Source organism: Patescibacteria group bacterium, assembly GCA_034659915.1.
GTDB lineage: Bacteria > Patescibacteriota > WWE3 > JAUXAW01 > JAYEID01 > JAYEID01.
Window position 1 is genome coordinate 20,911 of record JAYEID010000024.1, and the last position, 16,197, is coordinate 37,107.

General features: G+C 40.5%; 15 protein-coding genes. 10 read left to right on the forward strand and 5 right to left on the reverse strand.

The annotated features are described in order from the left end of the window. Window positions 1-52 precede the first annotated feature (52 nt). The 4 genes from U9M98_03865 to U9M98_03880 all read right to left on the reverse strand — a co-directional run bounded on the left by U9M98_03865 (window position 53) and on the right by U9M98_03880 (window position 6,664). Window positions 53-2,608, reverse strand: coding sequence for a DNA gyrase subunit A (locus tag U9M98_03865; GenBank protein MEA2020817.1), 2,556 nt, complete (start codon window positions 2,606-2,608; stop codon window positions 53-55). 93 nt (window positions 2,609-2,701) lie between these two features. After that, window positions 2,702-4,645 (reverse strand): DNA gyrase subunit B, encoded by a 1,944-nt coding sequence (locus tag U9M98_03870; GenBank protein ID MEA2020818.1) that lies wholly within the window; start codon window positions 4,643-4,645, stop codon window positions 2,702-2,704. Between the two features lie 227 nt (window positions 4,646-4,872). After that, window positions 4,873-5,421, reverse strand: a complete 549-nt coding sequence (gene ricT / locus U9M98_03875) for a regulatory iron-sulfur-containing complex subunit RicT (protein ID MEA2020819.1) — start codon at window positions 5,419-5,421, stop codon at window positions 4,873-4,875. A 532-nt stretch (window positions 5,422-5,953) separates the two neighbouring features. After that, window positions 5,954-6,664 carry a hypothetical protein gene (locus U9M98_03880; GenBank protein MEA2020820.1) on the reverse strand — a complete coding sequence of 237 codons (711 nt, stop codon included), beginning with the start codon at window positions 6,662-6,664 and terminating at the stop codon, window positions 5,954-5,956. 90 nt (window positions 6,665-6,754) lie between these two features. On the opposite strand from U9M98_03880, the gene U9M98_03885 reads away from it, so the two are divergent. From U9M98_03885 to U9M98_03930, 10 genes are all read left to right on the forward strand, one after another. Then, window positions 6,755-8,698 (forward strand): ATPase, T2SS/T4P/T4SS family, encoded by a 1,944-nt coding sequence (locus U9M98_03885; GenBank protein MEA2020821.1) that lies wholly within the window; start codon window positions 6,755-6,757, stop codon window positions 8,696-8,698. 83 nt (window positions 8,699-8,781) lie between these two features. Beyond that, a complete protein-coding gene (locus U9M98_03890) occupies window positions 8,782-9,837 on the forward strand; it encodes a type IV pilus twitching motility protein PilT (protein ID MEA2020822.1) in 1,056 nt (351 codons plus the stop codon). Between the two features lie 9 nt (window positions 9,838-9,846). Next, window positions 9,847-11,055 (forward strand): type II secretion system F family protein, encoded by a 1,209-nt coding sequence (locus tag U9M98_03895; protein ID MEA2020823.1) that lies wholly within the window; start codon window positions 9,847-9,849, stop codon window positions 11,053-11,055. Between the two features lie 193 nt (window positions 11,056-11,248). After that, window positions 11,249-11,740 carry a prepilin-type N-terminal cleavage/methylation domain-containing protein gene (locus U9M98_03900; protein MEA2020824.1) on the forward strand — a complete coding sequence of 164 codons (492 nt, stop codon included), beginning with the start codon at window positions 11,249-11,251 and terminating at the stop codon, window positions 11,738-11,740. Between the two features lie 113 nt (window positions 11,741-11,853). After that, window positions 11,854-12,708, forward strand: coding sequence for a prepilin peptidase (locus U9M98_03905; protein ID MEA2020825.1), 855 nt, complete (start codon window positions 11,854-11,856; stop codon window positions 12,706-12,708). A 57-nt stretch (window positions 12,709-12,765) separates the two neighbouring features. Continuing rightward, window positions 12,766-13,158 carry a four helix bundle protein gene (locus U9M98_03910; protein MEA2020826.1) on the forward strand — a complete coding sequence of 131 codons (393 nt, stop codon included), beginning with the start codon at window positions 12,766-12,768 and terminating at the stop codon, window positions 13,156-13,158. Between the two features lie 65 nt (window positions 13,159-13,223). Then, window positions 13,224-13,694 (forward strand): prepilin-type N-terminal cleavage/methylation domain-containing protein, encoded by a 471-nt coding sequence (locus U9M98_03915; protein MEA2020827.1) that lies wholly within the window; start codon window positions 13,224-13,226, stop codon window positions 13,692-13,694. A gap of 68 nt (window positions 13,695-13,762) precedes the next feature. Further along, window positions 13,763-14,296, forward strand: a complete 534-nt coding sequence (locus U9M98_03920; GenBank protein ID MEA2020828.1) for a prepilin-type N-terminal cleavage/methylation domain-containing protein — start codon at window positions 13,763-13,765, stop codon at window positions 14,294-14,296. A 23-nt stretch (window positions 14,297-14,319) separates the two neighbouring features. Beyond that, window positions 14,320-14,808, forward strand: a complete 489-nt coding sequence (locus tag U9M98_03925) for a prepilin-type N-terminal cleavage/methylation domain-containing protein (protein MEA2020829.1) — start codon at window positions 14,320-14,322, stop codon at window positions 14,806-14,808. Between the two features lie 8 nt (window positions 14,809-14,816). Continuing rightward, window positions 14,817-15,290 (forward strand): hypothetical protein, encoded by a 474-nt coding sequence (locus tag U9M98_03930; GenBank protein MEA2020830.1) that lies wholly within the window; start codon window positions 14,817-14,819, stop codon window positions 15,288-15,290. Between the two features lie 20 nt (window positions 15,291-15,310). Here the strand turns inward: U9M98_03930 and U9M98_03935 are convergent. Beyond that, the coding region (locus U9M98_03935) for a hypothetical protein (protein ID MEA2020831.1) at window positions 15,311-16,197 on the reverse strand (887 nt) is incomplete at its 5' end.

Consider the following 16,197-nt stretch of genomic DNA (forward strand, 5'->3'; position numbering starts at 1 on the left):
CGGGCTAGATAAACGCATTGCGTTTATCTAGTGTTTATCTATCTCAGGTTGGTTATTGAGGAGAAGCTAAGGCAGCAACCTGATCGTTCTTGGAGAGCCGCATAACACGAACACCTTGAGTTGCGCGTGATAACTTAGATATTTCATTGGGGTTGAGTCTTATAACGTGACCTTCTTCAGAAATTAGGAACAAATCTTCTACTTCGGGCACAAGAATCTTGCTTTCTGTTATTTTTCCTGTTTTTTCTTTTACTCGCATAGCAATGACCCCCTTCCCTCCCCTACCCTGCAGTGGGTATTCTGAAAGGGGTGTTTTCTTACCGTAGCCTTTGTTGCTAATGGTTAAGAGCAAGCCTTCTTCTCTTTGTTTGCCAGGTTTGACTACATTCATGCAAAAGACTTGGTCGCCTTTGTTGAGAGTAATTCCCTTTACTCCGGAAGTGTTTCTACCCATGGAGCGAGCTTCTTTTTCCTGAAATCGAATTGATTGTCCTTGCTCAGTAATGAGGATAATTTCGTCTTTACCACTAGTTGCTTCAACATTAGCTAGCCGGTCTCCGTCTTTGATATTAATAGCAATAATGCCCCCACGTCTTATATTTTCAAATTCAGAAAGTTCAGTTCTTTTCACTAACCCGTTTTTGGTTGCAAAAGTCAGATATTTTGCATTGCTTCCTTTTGTAAGAGGTACAATAGCTACGACCTCGTCCTCAGGTGAAAGGTCAAGAACATTAACAATAGCTTTGCCGCGTGCTGTCCTTCCCATTTCTGGAAGTTGAAATCCGCGTACTTGATGGACATTGCCCCTAGCGGTGAAGAAGAATATAGTGTCTAGAGTGGATGCGGATTTTAGATTAATTACATAATCATCTTCTTTGGTTTTCATTCCAATAACACCCTTTCCGCCTCTCTTTTGGGATTTGAAGATTTGGGGTTTGACTCGTTTCACATAGCCGCCTTTGGTTAGTGTTATTAAAATGTCTTCTTCTTGAGTAAGGTCTTCATCAGCAAATTCGCCTGGCTTGCCTGGGTGTACTGTTGTTCTTCGTGTATCTCCATAATCTTCTTTGAGTTTTTGAAAGTCTTTCTTAGCTTGTTTCATTACTTTAACTGGTTCTTTAAGGAAGGTCTCGTGTTTATCAATTTGTCTTAGTATTTCTTCTAGCTCATTTTCAATTTTTTCTCGTTCCAACTTGGCTAAGCGTCGTAATCGCATATTAAGAATAGCTTGGGCCTGCATTTCTGTAAGCTCAAAATTTTCAACCAAGTTTTGTTTTGCTACATCAGCGCTTTCACTGTTCCTAATAGTTTCTATAACTTCGTCTAGGTGGTCGAAAGCAATTTTTAGTCCTAGTAAAATGTGTTCTCTTGCCCTCGCTTTGCGGAGGAGATAAATGGTTTTTCTTGTAAAGACATCTTTCCGCCAGCGAAGCAGTTCCTGAAGAATCATTTTAAGAGTGAGGGTCTTAGGCTCACCTCTTATTAACCCCACCATATTGGCGTGGAATGCAGTTTGAAGTCGGGTGTTTTTGTAAAGTTGATTGAGAACTTTTTGGGGGCGAGAATTTCTCCTTGTTTCCACTACAATTCTAAGCCCTTCCCGGTCAGATTCATCACGAAGATCGGTTATATCTTCAATAACTTCGTCCCTTACTAATCCAGCGATTTTTGCTACTAGACGAGCTTTATTTTGTTGGTAAGGGATTTCGGTGAAAATTATTGCGTGTTTTCCATTGCTAATATCTTCAATTTCTGCTCGGGCGCGGTTTACAATCCTTCCTTTTCCAGTTGCGTATGCTTTGATTATCTCCTCTTTGTCATAAATTTCTCCGCCAGTAGGAAAGTCAGGACCTTTTATGAATTCCATAAGCTTTTCTACAGTTACATCGCTGTCAATTTCAAAGTCTTGACCTATTTCGCTTTCCTTTCCATCAAAAGTTTTGTAAGTATAGCCTATTTCCTTTTTGTCTATTTTGATGGTATCAATCATATGGCAAAGAGCATCTACTACCTCGTTGAGATTATGTGGAGGTATATTAGTAGCCATGCCCACAGCAATACCAGAGGCACCGTTTAACAAAATATTGGGAAGTAAGGAGGGTAAAACTTCAGGTTCTTTAGTTGAGCCAGAGTAGTTGTCTATGAAAGGAACTGTTTCTTTATCAATATCGCGGAGAAGCTCCTCAGAAATAGAAGCTAGCCGAGCTTCGGTGTAGCGCATTGCTGCAGCTGAATCTCCGTCCAAAGAACCAAAATTCCCCTGCCCATCGACTAATGGGTAGCGCAAAGAAAATTCTTGTGCCATTCTCACCAGTGCGTCATAGACTGAAGTATCACCGTGGGGGTGGTATTTTTTAAGTACTTCACCTACTACTGCAGCACTCTTTTGGTAGCGACTACTAGGTCCAATTCCCTGATCGTGCATTGCGTAAATAATCCTTCTTTGTACTGGTTTTAGGCCGTCGCGTACATCAGGAAGAGCTCGGGAGACAATTACGCTTAAAGCGTAGTCTAAATACGATCTCTCCATCTCATTGATAATGGAAGAAGGCTGAATTTTTTCAGCAACTTTGTTTTTTGTTTTGGTCTGATCTTCTTTTTTAGCCATGATTGTTCATTTAATCATATAAACATAACAACATAACAACATAAGACGTTGGTTCTTGTATGTTTTTATGCTCTATGCTCTTGTGTTTTATGTTTAGATGTCTAATTCTGCTTCTTTTGCTCGGGTTTGGATAAATCTCTTTCTTGGTGCTACTTCATCACCCATTAACTTGGTAAAGGTCTCATCTGCTTTTTGAGCATCCTCAATTGTGACTTTTTTCAAAATACGATTTTCTGGATTCATTGTTGTTTCCCAAAGCTGGATGGGGTTCATTTCTCCTAGACCTTTGTATCTTTGGATGCGAATATTATCTCCCCACTCTTTCTCAAGCTCTTTCCGTTCTTTTTCAGAATATACCCACTCTTCTTTCTTTCCAGAAGATATTTTATACAAAGGCGGCTTTGCCATATAAAGATTACCGCTTTCAATAAGTTCATGCATATAGCGGAAGAATAGAGTTAGAAGAAGAGTTTCAATATGTTTGCCATCCACATCAGCGTCGCACATAATAATCAGCTTTTCGTACCGGGAGCTTTCTGGATCAAAACTCTCCCCTACTCCAGTGCCCAGAGCTACAATTAGATTTCTTATTTCTTTGTTGCTTAATATCCGGTTCAGGTTTGCCTTTTCTACATTAAGTATTTTACCGCGTAGTGGTAAAATAGCCTGAAACCGTCGATCTCGCCCTTGCTTAGCTGAGCCTCCTGCTGAGTCTCCTTCCACAATAAATAATTCGCATTTTTCTGGGTCTGATTCTGAGCAGTCTGCTAGTTTTCCAGGAAGGGTTGTGGATTTTAGCGCGCCTTTGCGCATAACTGTTTTCCTAGCTTTACTAGCTGCCTTGCGCGCCCGTGCTGCAGTTTCTGCTTTTTGGACAATACTCTTACCCACGCTGGGAGTTTCTTCTAGGTGGTCGCCTAGTTTTTCTCTTATAGTCTCAGAAACAAACCCGCGAATATAGCTATTTCCCAGTTTTGTTTTAGTTTGCCCCTCAAATTGAATGTTTTCCGCATTCATTTTTATAGAAACTACTCCTGTTAGTCCTTCTCGCACATCTTGCCCGGAGAGGTTTTCATCATCCTTATCAAGTAGTTCAGCCTCGCGAGCGTAGTCATTGATGGTGCGGGTTAGTCCAGATTTTAGTCCAGTTAAGTGTGTCCCTCCACCGAGATTTTTAATATTGTTTGCAAAGCAGAGAATATTTTTTGCAAAGCCCTCCACCCATTGGAGTGCTATTTCTATAAGGACCTCCTCTTTTTCCGCTTTGAAATAAAGAGGAGGAGTAATTGGCTTCTTGTGTTTGTTTATGGATTTTACAAGGCTTTTTATGCCTCCCTCGAAGTAAAAAGTTTTCTCTCTTTCCTCTTCTTTACGTAGATCCCTTATTTTAATTGTCATTCCCGGTGTGAGGTATGCGTATTCTTTAAACTGATCGCGTAGTTGTTTATAGGAAAATTCAGTAGTGTCGAAAACTTTTTTATCAGGGAAAAAGGTTACTACTGTTCCGCTCTCCAGAGGAGTATATTTAGATGTCCAAAGCTCTTGGATTGGTACTTCTTTTCTTTTTATTTCTTCTACTTCTGTTTGTGCTTCTCCCCTTTCATACTCCTGTTTATAAACCTTTCCATTCCGGAAGACAATTACTGTCATGCATTTGGAAAGGGCATTAACAACTGAGGAACCAACACCGTGCAATCCTCCGGAGATTTTGTAAGCTCCCTCAGAAAATTTAGCACCAGCGTGGAGTTTAGTCATTACCAATTCTAGTGCTGATTTTCCGTACTCTTCTTTTATTTCTGTAGGGATTCCCCCGGCATTGTCTACTACTGTTACTGAACCATCTTGGTTCAAGGTTACTTCTATCCTGTTTCCTCTACCAGACAGAATTTCATCCACGGAGTTGTTTACAATTTCAGTAACTAAGTGGTGAAGACCTTGTTCACCAGTGGAGCCAATAAACATTCCTGGCCTTTTTCGGACTGGATCAAGACCTTCTAAAACTTTAATTTGATCTGCTTTGTATTGATTGTTGCTCATTTTTCTTATTTTAGGTAGTTATTGTTGCGCTTTTTTCGTGTCTAAAAAGTGCTTTGCAAAGACAATTAACCACCTGTGGGTTTGGTATCAGGTGGTAGAATTTTCCTAAACATTTGGCCAGAGTTTTTAGTTATAACTCTTTGTTTCTGGGTATGGTCGAGATTGGAATTTCTGAAACACTACCGACTATTAATTTACAATTTACGTTAGTGTTTAGCAACTATGTTTTAGACTTTTAGTTTTCGGATTCTTTTCTTTTTTGGCTTTTGTTTTTCTTGTTGTTTTGCTTTTTCTGCTTTTGATTCTCCCTTTTTTTCTTCCTGTTTTTTTTGGTCTGATTTGCCAGATGAGATTTGCTTCTTGTCCTCCTGAAAACCTTCTTTACCCCAACTCTCCTCTTCAAAAAGGTGGCAACAGGGAGGATTTCCACAAACACCAACTTTGTTAGTGGTGCAACTGAAATTATAGCTTGCTTTGTCCAAGTTTTCGGAAGCTGGATCTTTCAACCAGGTGCTACAGCAAAGCTTTAAGCCGCATTTTCCTATCCCGCCAACCTTCTGAGCTTTTTTGCGGGGGCTTATTTGTCTTAATTGGATGTTAGCTTGGAGGACGCGCCGAAGTTCAGATTCTAGGTTTTTGAGTTCTTTCTTTTCGGAACTTGAAAAGAAGAAGACGATGGTTTCTTCCTCTTGTTTAGCTCCCAAAATATTGATTTTTAGCTTGTTCTTTTTTGCTAGTTCCTCGCAAATTTCCAATGCTTCTTCTTCTCTAAACACAGCTTAATTATAACATAAAACAAGGAAGTTTGCTGATAGTTAATTGCTAATTGTTGAGATATTAGATTAAAGGATAAAAAATAGTAAATAGAAAATAAAGAATTAAAGAAAAAAAGAAAAAGAATATTAGAGATAAGAGACTGGAGACTCGTAACTCGTAACTGGACCTACCTGCCTGCCGGCAGGTAGGGACCCGGACCTGAAAGTCCTGCGGGGTTTCGGGATCGAATTCCCGGAGGTCTTGGTAGACTGGAGACGGGAAACACGTAATAAGAGATAGGAGATAGAGAATAAATACTAAATAAGAAATAGAGGATGAATTTTAAATGACGGATAGAATCGACCGCAATGTCGCAGTTTATTGCAGGGGACTCTTCGGCCCTGTGCAGACTTGGACCTCAGAGTGACGGCTACAATTTATTGTCATTCTGAGGAGTTTGCGAATGACGAAGGCGTGCTGAGCGGGGTCTGTTCAGAATGACTGCTATAACCGCTGAAAGCGGAGGGCGGAGTGCTTACTGGCGTTTTGCGGTTAAGATTTGTTCTCGTTGGAGGGCAAGCTAAGGAGAAAGGTTTCCAGCACCAGTTGTGGGGAGACATTGGTTTTTTCGATAAGATTAAAAAGATCAAGCCCTTTTCTAATGTGAGGTTCTATTTCCGGGGCGGCTCCCGATTCTTTTTGGAACATTAATTCCCGTAAGGTTAGTATCCAGATGGAAAGGATTCTTTTTGCGTGTTCCTTATCTTTCACCAGTTCTTTATTTTCTTCTGCCCACTTGAGGCGCTGGTGATATGGACTTTTAAGCAGTTTTCTGAAGCCGTCTTTCAGCTCTTTTTTTTCTTCCTCTCTGTATTCTTGTTTTTTTAGCTTTATTATTTTGCAGCGTGAGATAATTGTGGCAATAATGTTTTGAGCATGGTTAGCAGTTATTACTATTTGGCAATTTCCTGGGGGTTCTTCTAGAGTCTTTAATAGTGCGTTTTGGGCCTCTTCTGTCATGTTTTGACCTTCAAGAATTAAGGCCTGCTTTGTTTTGTTTTGGTGGGGTGTGAAATGCAATTTTTTTATTAATGTTCGGATATCATCAATTCCAATTGAGCTGCTTTCTTTGTTATTTCCCAGAATAGATAGATCGGGGCTTGGTTTTATTTCTTTAATATCTAGAACTTCTTTGGCCTTTTCTTTCCTACTTTTGCAGTTTCCGTTAAGGATTAGTTGTGCATGGGTTGATTTCTTTTGCATATCTATATCTTATCCGCTGCTTGAATCAGCTACAAGGGTCTGGTAGATTGTTGACTAGGAACTAAGTTTTTTATTAACCTGTTTCTGCCCATGCCTAAGTTTAAAAATACAGAAAAAGCAAAACAGATACAGCAAGAAGAGAGGACCGAGACTCGTACTGAAGAAGTATCCCCAAAGGTTAAAGACGAATCTAAGCAGGATACCCCGCAAACCCCAGAAACCTCTGTAGAGAAAGATTCTCCTGATTTGGTTGTTCCTAGAGGAAAGTATGACACATTTGGAGAAGTTCTTTTGGCTGGAGGTTTGATTACAGAAGCTCAGAAAGATGAACTCCATTTAGAATCTGTAAATTTGGGAAAATCTGAGGTTGAATTGGTTCAGGAGAAGGATTGGCTTAGTTCTAAGGAATTTGCTAAAGCAAAGGCTAAGTTTCTTGGCGTACCTTTTGTTGAGATTGCTGGACAATCAATTCCGCAAGAGATTTTAGAATTAGTACCAGAGCCTACAGCTAAGAATTACGGTGTAATACCTTTGGGGAAGAAGGGTGGAGAACTACAAGTAGCAATGCTGGATCCACTTGATTTGCCAGCTGTGGAGCTGTTAGAGCGGCGGAGTGGTGTGAAAGTTAAGCCTGCGTTGGCAGAAAAGGGCGATTTGGAAGCAGCCTTGGAACGGTTTTACGGTGAGGAAAAAGTAGAGGCTGAAATTTCTGAGGCAGTGGAAGCAGCGGCACCTAAAGCTACTACTAAGATTGAAGAACGAATAAAGAAAATGGAAGATGCGGATAAAATTATTCGTGAAGCACCAGTTTCGCGAATTGTTTCTCGCTTGTTAGAGTATGGTGTAAAAGCACGGGCTTCTGATATTCATATTGAGCCTTTGGAAGATCGGACTAGAGTGCGTTACCGAATTGATGGTGTGCTGCGAGAGCGGTTTGAGCTGCCGCGGCGGATTCATTCCTCTATTGTTGCAAGGGTAAAAATCCTTTCTAGGTTACGGTTGGATGAACGAAGATTACCTCAAGATGGTCGGTTTAAGATTGAGGTTGGTGAGATAAAAGTTGATCTTCGAGTCTCTATTGTTCCCACCGTTTTTGGGGAGAAGGTTGTAATTCGATTTTTGGAGGAAACAGGCAATATTATGAGTTTGGAAGAATTAGGTCTTTTTGGAGTCTCATTGCGAAGAATTAAAAATGCTATTAAGCAGCCTAACGGTATTATGTTGGTAACTGGTCCTACAGGTAGTGGTAAAACTCTTACTCTGGCATCTTCTATTACTACTATCAACGATATAGGCGTAAACATTGTAACTTTGGAAGATCCGGTGGAAATTAAGTTGGAAGGGGTTACTCAAATTCAGGTTAATCGTGAGGTGGGCTTGACCTTTGCCTCTGGCTTGCGTTCTATTCTCCGTCAGGACCCTGATATTGTGATGGTGGGTGAGATTCGTGACCAGGAGACAGCAGAGTTGTCTATTCACGCAGCGCTGACTGGTCACCTTGTATTTTCAACTTTGCACACTAATTCAGCAGCTGGCGCGCTTCCGCGGATGTTGGACATGGGTGTAGAGCCATATCTTCTTACTTCTACTGTAAATGCGGTAGTTGCCCAACGTTTGGTACGTACAGTTTGCAAGAAATGCAAGAAACCGTACCACCCACCTAAAGAAGTTCTTGACCAGGCAAAAGATATTTTGGGCGAGAAACTTTTTCAAGAAAACGCTAATAAGAATGATGAGGGTAAATATGTTTTTTGGAAAGGCGAAGGTTGTGAGCATTGTGAAGGATCCGGATATAAGGGCCGCACTGGTATTTTTGAAGTATTGGCTGCTTCTGATCCTGTTTCCAGGTTGGTTTTGGAGCGACAACCTACCCAGGCAATAGAAGAGCAAGCAATAAAAGAAGGTATGGTCACTTTACGCCAAGACGGATTCCTTAAGGTTATTCAAGGTTCTACAACACCGGAGGAGGTTCTTCGCGTTACCCGGGACGAAGATGTTGAGGAAGAAAGTGACGAAAATGCAAGCAATGTTTAGCTTGGCTTGTGTTGTCAACTACTTTTTGACTTCTTGTGTTTTACAAGGTAAACTTTGCTTAGTAAGTTAGAAATTACCTGCCTATGGACGAGCAATTAGAAGAACTTTTAGACATTACTATTAATGAAGGGGCTTCGGATCTACACTTAACCGTAGATGCCCCTCCTACTGTGCGAGTTGCTCGTGAGCTTACACCGCTTGCTGATTACGAAAACCTCTCCCCTGAAGATACTGCAAGAATTGTTTTTTCTCTTTTAGACACAGAGCAGCAAGAACGGTTGAAGGTTAATAGAGAATTAGATTTTTCATTTACTTATAGTGAGGCTAGGTTTAGGGTCAATGCCTACTACAGTATGGGTTCCGTGGCTGCTGCTTTTCGAAGAATCCCTTTGGAAATCCCAGATATGGATAAGCTCCATCTTCCCGATATTTTGAGAGACTTTTGCGAGCTTCCGCAAGGTTTTGTTTTAGTCACTGGTCCAGCTGGACAGGGTAAATCTACTACTATTGCTTCTATGCTGGATAGGATTGCGCGAACACGTGCTGTGCATATTATTACTATTGAAGACCCTATTGAATATGTTTTTGAGCATAAGAAAGGTTTAGTTAATCAAAGAGAGATGCACGAAGATACTTTAGCTTGGGATGTGGCTCTTCGCACTGTGCTGAGGGAGGACCCGGATGTGGTTTTTGTAGGAGAGATGCGGGATTACGAGACAATTTCTTCAGCTGTGACTATTGCGGAAACTGGTCACTTGGTATTTTCCACACTTCACACTAATTCTGCAGCTCAGACTATTAACCGAATAATTGATGTTTTTCCTGAGGAAGAGCAAAAACAGATTCAAACCCAACTAAGCTCTACTTTGGAAGCTGTAGTTTCCCAACGGTTAGTACCTGCTATTGGAGGCGGTTTATACCCAGCGTGCGAAATTCTTCTTTCTAGCGCCGGAATTAGAAATATTATTCGGGAAGGTAATGTTCACCAAATAGATAATGTTATTAGTACTTCTTTGGAGCAAGGGATGGTTTCTCTGGACCGCGCATTGGCTCGGCTGGTAAAGGAAGGTAGAGTTGAGGCAGAGGTAGCAAGGAGATTTACTTTAAAACCTCAGGAGCTTGATCGATTGTTAAGATAATTTCAATCAATGCCAACTTTTAAGTATGTTGCAAAGGATAGTCAAGGAGCCACTAAAAAAGGTTCGGTAGAAGCGAGTAACAAAGCCCGCGCAATTGCGGTAATGCAGGAAAGAGGGCTGATACCTATTTCAATTCATCCCAAAAGAGAGTTTTTGGATCTTAGCTCCTTAAAAAAGAAGCTTTCGGGAGTAACCCAGAAGGAAAAGGTTGTTTTTACTCGACAGTTGGCAACTATGGTCGGTGCGGGCCTTCCTCTTACTCAGGCTTTATCTATTTTGCGTGACCAAGCTGGAGATACACCTTTTGGAGATATTTTAGAATACATTGTGGGGGAGGTTGAAGGGGGAAAACCGCTTTCGGAAGCAATGCGTAAGTTTCCGGATGTTTTTTCTTCTACTTATACGGCTCTAGTAGAAGCTGCGGAGGCTTCTGGTGCTATAAAGAAGGTACTTTTGCGTTTAGCGCAAAATTTGGAAAAAGAGAATGAATTGCGGCAGAAAATTAAAGGCGCTCTTTTTTATCCGGCAATGGTTCTGACAGCAATGGTTGGCGTAGCAATTCTGCTTTTGGTATTTGTGATACCGCAGCTTAAGTCTATTTACACTAGCTTTGATGCGGAGCTTCCCATTGCTACCCGTTTCTTTTTGGGTGTTTCAGATTTTGCTGTTAAACGCTGGTGGTTGGTAATAGCTTTAGTTGCCGGCTTAATTTTTGCCTTTCGTTGGTTTCGAAATACAGAACGGGGACGATATTTTACAGATGAATTAGTGCTGAAGCTTCCTATTTTTGGACCTTTGGTTAAGCAGATGGAGTTGGTGGAGATGACTCGAACCCTGTCACTGCTGCTTACTAGTGGTGTGCCAATTTTGGATTCTTTGAACATTGTATATAACGCTACTGAAAATGTAATGTTTAGAGATGCATTGGGTGATGCACGGGAAATTGTAAAACACGGAGAATCATTGGCAGCGCCTATTTCCGGTTCTGAGTACTTCCCTCCCCTAGTTTCCCGTATGATTCGAGTTGGGGAGGAAAGTGGTGAGCTGGGCGAAGTTTTGCTTAAGGTGGCTGAATATTTTGAAGGTGAGGCAGAGCATACGGTGGAAAATTTAACCACAGCGTTGGAGCCTGTTATTATGATTATACTGGGTGTGGGTGTGGGTTTTATGGTGTTGTCAATTATCATGCCCATTTATAACCTGACTAGCCAATTCTAGGAAGAGATGATCACGGAAAAGAGGAGGAAGAGATGATCACGGAAAGGGGAGGAAGAGATGATCACGGAATTTCCGTGATAATCTTTGTTCTGTTCTGTGACATTTTCTTTTCTGTGATAATCTCTGTTCTGTTCCGTGACAATCTTTGTTTTATTCAGTGCTAATCTCTTTTGGAAGGGGGTGAAAATATAACTTGAAAATTAAAGAATATTTAAGAGAACACGAAAAAAGTGGTTTTACTTTGGTTGAGCTTTTGGTGGTTATTGTAATTATTGGTATTTTGGCAACTGGTGTTTTGGCTGCTATTAACCCTATTGAGCAAATTCGCCGTGGCCGGGATACTGTACGTCAGTCTGCTGCGCGAGAGGTAATGTCTGCTGCAGAACGCTATTATGGTACGCATAATGGTTATGGTGGGACATGGCAGATGGATGCGGCAACCGATATCAAACACGATTCTGCCATAATTACGGATCTGATTGATGCGGAAGAACTGCGCTCTGGTTTTAGTGAGAGAAGTCCAATTCAGGAAGAGGAACTTTCGTACTACATTGACAGTACTAGTGAAGAGATTCGAGTGTGTTTCCAGCCAGAGTCAACTACTTTCCTCGATCAGGCAACCTGTGAAGATCCTTCTTGTTCAGCAGATGGGAATGATTGGTATTGTGTACCTGACTCTGGTTGATAGCGTTTGTGTAAAGTATGGCTTAATAAAAAGAAGCCCGGGCGGATTTTGGGTTCGTCCGGTCTTTTTTTTTAATCTTTTCTACTTTTCCGAGCATAATAAATTTATAAACTATGTTTGATCTTGTTTTGCTTTTTGTAATTGGCTGTTGCGTTGGCTCATTTTTAAATGTGCTTATTGACCGCCTTCCTAAAGGATCTTCTATTCTGGGTCGTTCTTATTGCGAAAATTGCAACACTCCCCTAGCCTGGTTTGACCTTATTCCTGTTTTTTCTTTTCTGTTTTTGTGGGGGCGGTGTCGGTATTGTGGTGAGAAAATCCCGTTTAGGCTCCCGCTTGTAGAGTTTCTTACAGGAGTGGGGTTTGTGGTGGTTGCAGTGGTATCAGCGGATTCAGTGGCTTCAATGGATTCAATGGCCTCAGTGGTTTCAGGGAGTGGTTTGTTGGGGCTGGTGACACTGTTAAATTTGTTTATACTCTTGGTTTTATTTTGTTCTTTTTTGGTTCTTTTCTTTACTGATTTGGAATACGGGGTGCTGCCAGATGTGATTGTTTTTCCGGCAACAGTGTTGGTTGTTTTTTGGCGTTTTTTCCTTCCTTTCTTTTATACTAAATACGAGATACTAGATACTGAATACTGGTTGATAATTCTGAAACAATATGGTGTCCCTGCCGTTTCTTTGGCGGGCTTCTTTATGATTCTAATTTTGATTACTCGCGGCCGGGGAATGGGGTTTGGTGATGTAAAGCTCGGGTTTTTAATGGGTTTGGTTTTGGGTTGGCCAGGTACCTTGGTGGGTTCTTTTTTAGCCTTCTTGTCTGGTGGGGTAGCCTCTGTTATTCTTTTGATTAGTGGGGAAAAAAAGTTTGGTCAGCAAGTCCCTTTTGGACCTTTTCTTATAACTGGAACAGCAGTTGCTGCGGTGTACGGCAGCGTTATTTGGGAGTGGTACCTCAGTTTTTTATAGCAGTCGAAAAGAATAGTAAAGTATGGTAAAGATGTGGTAAAGAATTGTTAGGAAGATATGAAAGAAGGAAAAATCAAGGATTTTACAGATTTGGAAATCTGGCAGCTTGGTAGAAAGCTGACGAGTTTGGTTTATGAAATAACGAAGTTGCTTTTGAAAAAGGCTCCTGAGGAAAAGTGGATTATGGTTGAACAGGTGCGAAGAGCTGTACATTCCATTTGTGCAAATATAGCTGAAGCTTATGGTCGTTATCATTTTGCGGATAGCTTAAATTTTCTTTACCATGCACGCGGTTCTTTGAAGGAGGTTAAGAGTTTCCTTTTGCTAATCGGATCTTTATATCCTTCTCTTGAAGATTTATGTAATGAAGGAGAGGTAATAGCTGACCGTTTAAATGTTAAGCTTAATAATTATATTCAGAGCACCAGAAATAGATTGAACAAAACTTGACTATACTTTACAACACTTTACAATACTTTTCTTCTTTTTTGCGAGGGGAGGTGTCTTTTGAACAAATGACTTTACTTAAAAAATGTAAAAACAATGCTGGGTTTACACTTATGGAGCTTCTTATTGTTATTGTAATTATTGGGATTATCGGTGGGCTTGGTGGCGGCTATTATCTAACATCACTTAGAAGGGGGCGGGATGGAAAAAGATCAGCGGATCTCAATAACTTGCGAAATGCTTTGGAAATGTATTATTTGGATAATGAGAATACTTACCCAAACCCTACTGGTGGTTTAGGCAGTTATACATCTGTTTCAAATTTGGAAAGCGACTTAGTTAGTGGTAGTAGTCAATATATTAAAGTGCTGCCTACTGACCCGCAGGAATCTCAGGGTACTGAGTATTTGTATAGTTCTAACGGTAGCTGTTATTGCATTTCAGCAGATATGGAAATGGAAGAAAGTGCGAGAACTGAATTTGGCGACTGTACCTGTCCAGACGTTCATGATAATTGTTATTTAGTTACCTGCCCCTAGGGACATACGCTAATTTACGCGAATGGGGTGCGCGAATTCACGCGAATTTAAAAAGGTGATTTTTGTGGATGCTTATTATGCATGGTTTGTTAAAAAATTTAAAATTTAAGATTGTCAATTATTCCCGGGGGTTTACTCTGTTGGAAATGACAATAACTATAGCTATTATTGGTTTTTTGGTTGGGGTTGCTTCTTTGAGTTATTTAAGTGTGTTAAAAAGTGGTCGTGATTCTGCTCGACAAAGTGATTTGAGAAGAGTTCAGAGTTCGCTGGAAATGTATTATTCTGATAATCACTCGTATATTGATGCAGGAAACTGTGCGGCACCTGGGGGTTGGATACCTTTAAGTGATCTCTATGATGAATTAGTTGTTGGTGGACGTTACATAGATGAGCTGCCTTGTGATCCTTTGGATAATAATAGTATTGCGCCTTGTGATGCTGATGACGACTCGCGCTACTATTATTGCGCAGCACCTAACAACTTATGTTATTGTTTGGCAGCAAAAATGGAAAGAGATACTGCTGAATATGTGGAGGGCGGGTGTGATTCTAATCCCCCGGAGATTGATGAGACTTTTTATTACTTAACGTGTCCGTAGGTTCTGTAAGCTGTTTTTTTACTATGAATAAAGATTTTGGATTTACACTAATTGAACTTCTTGTGGTGGTTGCGCTTATTGGTATTCTTACCGCTATAACCCTTCCCTACTTTGGTGACTTTGCCCGAAGCCAAACTCTTAATCAAGGTGTGGAGCAAATTAAATCGGATTTGCGTACAGTTCAAAACAGGGCTCAGAATGGTATTGACAAAAAGGACGGAAGTACGGAATATTTTTGGTGGGGAGTAGATTTTGATTCTGGCTCTGGTAGTTATAGGTTAGTTCAGTCAAGTAATGACGAAAACAACCCTAGTGATGATATTGAGGTGAGAAGAGAAAAAAGTCTCCCGGAGGATGTGGAAGTTCAGAATGATGTTACAATTTGGTATAAGATGGTGACAGTTGAAGTTTATGTTGATAATATTGCTTTAGATGATTCAACAGATATTAGTGTTTCGCTTGGAAGTATGAGTCGGAGTGTTACTGTTACTGCTGGTGGCGAGGTAAATTAGGTTAAACTATGGAACTTTTTAGTTTTTTGAAAAAACGTTTAATAATTGATTGCAAAGAGGAAGGACAGTCGTTGGTAGAGATTATTGTTTCTGTTGGATTGGTCTTTGTGGCAGTTGCAGCTCTTTTAGCTTTGGTTGCAATGAGTATGCGCGGGTCTGGTTTTGGTACTACCAAGGCGCGGGCTGCCAAACTTAGTAATGAACACATGGAGAGAATACGAGCATATCGTGATACTGTGGGGTGGGCTGCTTTTTTTGAGGAAATGACAGATAATTGTATGGGCCAACCTTGCTATTTAAGCGAAAACCTAAGTTTAAACTCTGGTGGAGTTGGTACCTCCAACCCTTTTGGTTATTATTTTCAAGTTGAGCAAATTGCCGGTGCTACAGATAGGCTCCGCATTTTGGTCAATGTTAATTGGGGTGAGCATGGCTCAGATAGAAATATATCTGCGAAAGCTATTCTTACTGATTGGCGGTAATTTGGGAACTTGGGTTGCTGCTAGACACTTCCTGTTAGTTCTGCTTCAAATTTTTCTTTTACAGTTTTCACAATTTTTTTTCGTAGTGGTCTAATATCCTTGTCTGAAAGAGAACCTTTTTCTGAGTTGTATTCAAGGGTAAAAGTGATCCGCTTCTTTTCTTGTTTTTTCAAAGAGTTGTCTTGGTAAATAGTTTTTGCTGTCACTTCTGTCTGGTAATCTTGGTTTGCTAATTTTTCAATAGTTTTCTTTATATTGCCAACCAAAGATCTTTCCCCTACTTCAAAAGTAAGGTCTTCGATGACAGGAGGATGCGGAGAAATTGGTTGGTATGTTTTAAATTTTCTTGCATTTTCTAACAGATTGTTAACCTCAAGATCGAAGCCGGCAATTCCCTTTTCAATTTTGAAATTTTCTTGAACAGTTTTTTTAATTATTCCAAGCTGTCCAACCTCAAGCAGTTCTTCATTACCAGCAAGAATTTTTGCACTTGCATTCTGCTTCCAAAATGGACTTTCTTCTGTAAGTGGCTTGAATTTAGTATTTTCGACTCCTAGCTTAGCTAAAAGAGCTTCAACCGTACCTTTTAACTGGTAGAAAGAGCTTTCTTCGTCTTTTCCTGTCCTTAAGCCAGCTAATTTCCACGATTCGGTTGGTAGTTTGTTGTTCTTGCTGGATGTGAAGGTTCGAGACAATTGGAAAATCGCTGGGTTCTTGTGCCACTTTTGGTTTTGGGAATAGATTCTTAGGAGTTTGGGAACCAGACTGGGTCTTAAAAGTGTTGCATCTTCTGTTAGGGGGTTTTGAACTCTTAATGTATTTTTGAGCTCTAAGTTTGCATTTCGCAATTCACTTTCATTTGTGAAACTTGTAGTTTTAACTTCTGTGTATCCCCAACCTTCAAGAT